Raw genomic sequence first — 4658 nt, 5'->3', positions numbered from 1 at the left:
TAGCTGTTACGTCTGACTATGTCTACTACCGAATTGGTAGGAAGTGTTGGCGGACAGTCGATTACAACACCGACTTAGGCGGGGTTGTCAGTATGACCGGCAAGCGCAGCAATCCGGTCAGCGAGTAGTGCATCCCGCCCAGCGGCGACCTCGGCGTAGTGCAAGGCCATCGCGGGCGAGCTGTGGCCGAGTCGCGCCATCGACTCCGCGATGGTTGCTCCAGCGGTCGCAGCCACCATCCCTGCGTGATGGCGGAGGTCATGGAACCGCAACGTCGGCCGCCCGATCGCCTCGCGCGCCGCGTGCCACGACGGCCGAAACTTGCCCTCCGTGATGCGGTTGCCGTCGGCATCCGTGAACACGGGCGACTCGGGTCCGGCGGCGACGTGCTGGCTCAGGTGCTCGACGAGTGCAGTGCGAATGTGCGGCGGCGTCACCACCGCCCTTGACCGGCCCGACTTCGGCGCGGAAATTTCGCTGACCCCGCCGCGCCGGACGTAGCCCTTGCTGACGTTGACGACGGACCCGTCGGCGGACAAGTCGGCACGATCGAGCGCGATCACCTCACCGAACCGCAGCCCGCACCACGCCGCCAACAGCACCGCCGCCCTCAGATCGTCGGACATCTTCTCCGCGAGCTTGCCGACCTCGGGCGACTCGATATGCACGACCGGCCGCGCACGGCGCACCTTCGCCGCGTTCTTGATACGGCACGGGTTCGCGGTCAGCAGGCCGTCGTCCACAGCCGCAGAGAACATCGAACTCACCGCCTCATACGTGCGTGCGCGCGCCGTCGGCTTTTCGGGGTCCATCGCGCCGAACCACTCGCGAACATCGCCGACGGTCACCTCAGCGATCGGCATCGCTGCGAGGGGAGTGCCGTACAGCCGCCGATCAAAGCTCGACTGATACGAGTCGCGGCCCCGGCGGGTCAGTGGATGATCCCGCAGCCACCGTTCCGCGAACTCGGCGACGGTGACTCCGCGCGCCTTGGCGGCCTCAGCTTCGGCCTGAGCGAGACGTTCGGCCGGGGGCGTCCAGATGTTCTTGCCGGGGTTGCGCTGGTCGAGGTCGATCAAATCCTGTTCCTGCTGCAACCACGACGCGGCCGACTCCTTGGTCGGAAATGACGCCGGTGCGCGGTGTCGGACGCCGTGGTGCAGATAGCTCGCGGTGTATCGGCCGGAGTCGCGCAGCTTCACCCGCCCGAATGCTCGGCGTTGGCGGCTGGTGGGGGTCGATGTACGGGCCATTTGGCGCGTCCTTCCGGGTGCGACGGCCGGGCCATTTCGGGCCGTTAGCGGGCCGCTGTAGGCCGTAACCACCCTTAACCACCCCAATACTGAGGCCGTCTGAAAGTACCTACTGACCTCGGTATTCTAACCTATCTCCGCTGGTCATCGCTTCTCATGGTACGCGTATCCGGCTGGTTCGATCCCAGCCGGGACCACCCAATGTTGGATGCTCAAACCGGCAACATGGCCGGTTTGAGCATCCAACCCCGCTCTTACGGTAGCCGCTGGTCGTAAGCCAGTGCTTCGGCTTGGAGCGCAGGATCGAACAGCGCGTCGAAGGGCTCTCCGTGCTGGGCGTCCACGATGTCCAAACCGGCCACTTCGAACCGGATCGGTGGATCGAGGCTAAGCGCGCGGTCAGGGCTATGGCGATCAGGACGACGGGGGACGTTGACCCAGAAGATCGAGCGCCATCTGGCGGAGGTCACCAACACGCCGCCGACGATGGGTTCGAGGGCCATGCTGGATGCCGACGACGGCGGACCAGAAGCCCATCGCCTTTGCACGTTGAGTGCGTTCGGTGAAGGTGTGGCTGATGATCGATAGGGCCACCGGGTTCAGCATGGAGCCGCCGATGGCTTGGAGGATGCGGAATGCGATGAGGTTTCGATGTTCACGGCGAGACTGCACAGGAGTGATCCGGTGCCGAACACGGCGAGGCCGATCTGGAAGATGCGCCGACGTCCGATGCGGTCGGCCAGGGACCCCGAGAGCATCAGGAGGCTGGTCAGGACGAGGGTGTAGGCGTCGACGATCCATTGCAGGTCAGGTACCGGCGCGTGCAACTCGGAGGCTATGGAGGGCAGCGCGACGTTGACGATGGTGTTGTCGAGGCTGACGATCAGCAGGCTCAGGCAGCAGATGGCGAGGATTGCCACTTGCGCCGGCTGATGGGCTGCGGATCCGTCACTGCCCGGACTCCTGCGCTGGTGCGGTGTCGTACGTCTCGGCGGTGCGAGGCTTCTGCGCCGTGGTCATGACCGCTTGGGCACAGCCAGGAATGTGCCGATGATGAGGATCACGATGAGGGCGCTGACCAGGATGCCGAGTGAGGTGAGGGTGCCGAGTGCTCCGACGATCGTGCCGTAGAGCACCGAGGGGATGCCCATGCCGAGGTAGGCGATGATGAAGAAGATCGACAGTACTCCGGCGCGGGAAGCGGGTACGGCCGACAGGGCGGCCTGGCTGAGCCCGGTCTTGAACAGCATCCCGGCGCCGGCGCCGACGACGGCGGCGGCGCCGAGGAACAGGCCCAGCGATGGGTTCCGAATGGACAGCAGGGTCAGGGCGAAGCCGACGAGGTAAAGCCCGAAGCCGAGTCCGGTGAGGAGGCGAGGCGCGAGTCGGCCGGCGGCGAGTTGAGCGGCGGCGGAGGCGGCGAAGACGACGAAGGTGGCGAGCCCGCCGACGAATACGTCGTGCAGGCCGAGGTCCCCGCGGATGATGAGCGACCCGAGAGCAGAGAACAGTCCGGTGGCGCCGAAGGCGGCGAAACCGAACATGGAGGCGCCGACGAACTGGCCGGTGCGGCCGGGCTGGATGTGTACGCGGCGGATGCGAAACTCCGGCAGTGCCTCGATGTCGACGGTTTCGGGAGTGACGAGCACGAGGGCGAGAGCGCCCAGCAGCAGGAGCCCGAAGGCGACGTAGGGCAGCTCCAGTCGGGTGGAGAGCGGTACCCACTCGGCCAGCACCCCGGCGATCGCGGCGCCGCCCGCGAGCCCGCCGAGGCTCGCGCCGGCGGCGACCAGGCCGGGAAGCTGCGCGGCGATGACGTGGGGGCGGGCATGCCGGTCGAGGTCGGCGAGGTAGGCGGTGGCGCTGGCGGCCATCAGGCCGATGGCGAAGCCGGTGAGGAACCGTGCGATCAGCAGGCCCGGGATCTGCGGCCAGGCGACGAACACGAACGCGCCAGCGATTGACACGAACAGGGCCGGAGCGATGATTCGCCGCCGCCCGAGCCGGTCGGATAGGTGCCCGAACAGCGCCAGGCTGAGCACGGTGCCGGCCACCATGATCGCGAAGGCGATTGTGACCATCAGCGGCCCGAAGCCGTCGGCCTGCTGATAGGACGGCCACAACGGCGTCGGCGCCGTGCCGAAGGCGCTGAGGATGGCATAGGCGCCGGCCACGATCCAGAATCCCGCACCGTGCCGGACGTGCCCGCGGGGACGGGCTCCTCCGGTCGCGATCGGGCGAGCTGGCGTAGTGGAGACGGTCTCGGCGGTCATCGTCGTGGTCCTTTCGCAGAGGTCGGCTCCTCTAGGGTCCCGCCGAAGTACTATCGTTTTGACAGCAGGAAGCGATTGCTAATATCTGCTGGAGAGATGAGGTGCGATGGAGATCCGGCAGTTGCGGCATTTCCTGGCTCTAGCCGAGGAAGGCACCTTCACCCGTGCTGCGCGGCGAGAGCTCATCGTGCAGTCCGGGCTGTCCTCCTCGATCCGGGCGCTAGAGAAGGACCTCGGCGTCGACCTCTACGTCAAAGGAACCCGCCCGTTGCGGCTCACCGCGGAGGGCATGGCGCTCGTGCCGATCGCGCGCTCTGCGGTGCGGTCGGTCGACTCGGCCTACGAAGTGGTCAGCGAGGTCAGCGAACGCCTGGTGGGCCGGTTGCGCATCGGCACCTTCACCCACATCGAGCACCTGATCCCCTTGGCGGCTGTGCTGGCGCGCTTGGCCACGCGATTCCCGCGCTTGGAGCTCACGATCACCCAACTCGCCTGGACTGACCGGCTGGAGTCCGTCGCCTCCGGCGGGCTGGACTGCGCCATCGCGTCTGTCAGCGGGACGCTGCCTTCGGGGGTCGAGGCTGTACGGCTGGCCGCCGAGTCGTTCGTGCTCATGGGACACCGCTCGCACCCCTTGCGCCGGGCAGCCGCCATCACGTTGCGTGACCTGGATGGCGAACGTTTCGTCGAGACACCAGCCCATTGGGAGGTCCGGTCCCACCTCGACCGGCTCTTCCAACAGGCCGGCGTCGACTATCGCCACGTCGCAGAGGCCGATGACTGGACCCTCGCTGTCGAACTCGTCACCCACAACGCCGGACTCGCCTTTGTCCCCGAAGGCCTCGCCCGCCAGGAACACCAGCAAGCCGGTCGCGACATCTGGTACCACCGGCTCGACGACATCCTCATCGAGCGGCACATCGACTTCGTCCTCCCCAAAGGGCACGCCGCAACACCGGCCGCCCGCGTTCTCAAGTCAGAGTTGCTGGACGCCGCGCCCTCCGAAGGGCTCCGAGACGCGCACGAACCCTGAGTGCCCGACCGTGTGCCGACCTGGAGGTAGGTGCCTCCTCTCCTCACGGCTGCCGGTGACCTGGGAGCAGCGCTTATCGTGAAGGAGCCGAGGCTCTAG

3 protein-coding genes and 1 pseudogene are annotated in these 4658 nt (G+C 66.9%); 1 reads left to right on the top strand and 3 read right to left on the bottom strand.

Annotation, left to right across the window (positions count from 1 at the left end):
• Window positions 1-74 precede the first annotated feature (74 nt).
• The 3 genes and pseudogenes from QSJ19_RS26230 to QSJ19_RS26220 all read right to left on the bottom strand — a co-directional run bounded on the left by QSJ19_RS26230 (window position 75) and on the right by QSJ19_RS26220 (window position 3526).
• The gene (locus tag QSJ19_RS26230) at window positions 75-1253 is read right to left on the bottom strand and encodes a tyrosine-type recombinase/integrase (RefSeq protein ID WP_286323988.1); all 1179 of its coding nucleotides are present in this window, start codon (window positions 1251-1253) and stop codon (window positions 75-77) included.
• Between the two features lie 425 nt (window positions 1254-1678).
• Window positions 1679-2173, bottom strand: a pseudogene (locus QSJ19_RS26225) (MFS transporter); the annotation flags it as partial.
• Between the two features lie 96 nt (window positions 2174-2269).
• On the bottom strand, window positions 2270-3526 hold the full coding sequence (locus QSJ19_RS26220; protein WP_286323987.1) for an MFS transporter: 1257 nt from the start codon (window positions 3524-3526) through the stop codon (window positions 2270-2272).
• A 106-nt stretch (window positions 3527-3632) separates the two neighbouring features.
• On the opposite strand from QSJ19_RS26220, the gene QSJ19_RS26215 reads away from it, so the two are divergent.
• The gene (locus QSJ19_RS26215; RefSeq protein ID WP_286323986.1) at window positions 3633-4559 is read left to right on the top strand and encodes a LysR family transcriptional regulator; all 927 of its coding nucleotides are present in this window, start codon (window positions 3633-3635) and stop codon (window positions 4557-4559) included.
• Window positions 4560-4658 lie beyond the last annotated feature (99 nt).

It is taken from the genome of Gordonia sp. ABSL11-1 (assembly GCF_030315685.1).
In the GTDB taxonomy this organism is placed as follows: domain Bacteria; phylum Actinomycetota; class Actinomycetes; order Mycobacteriales; family Mycobacteriaceae; genus Gordonia.
Note: the sequence above shows the minus strand (reverse complement) of the source record. Positions and strands in the feature narration are given on the sequence as shown.

Excerpts from the sequence above, each read along its gene's own strand:
- QSJ19_RS26215 (WP_286323986.1), top strand. The coding sequence starts at position 3,633 with ATGGAGATCCGGCAGTTGCGGCATTTCCTGGCTCTAGCCGAGGAAGGC.
- QSJ19_RS26230 (WP_286323988.1), bottom strand. The coding sequence starts at position 1,253 with ATGGCCCGTACATCGACCCCCACCAGCCGCCAACGCCGAGCATTCGGG.
- QSJ19_RS26220 (WP_286323987.1), bottom strand. The coding sequence starts at position 3,526 with ATGACCGCCGAGACCGTCTCCACTACGCCAGCTCGCCCGATCGCGACC.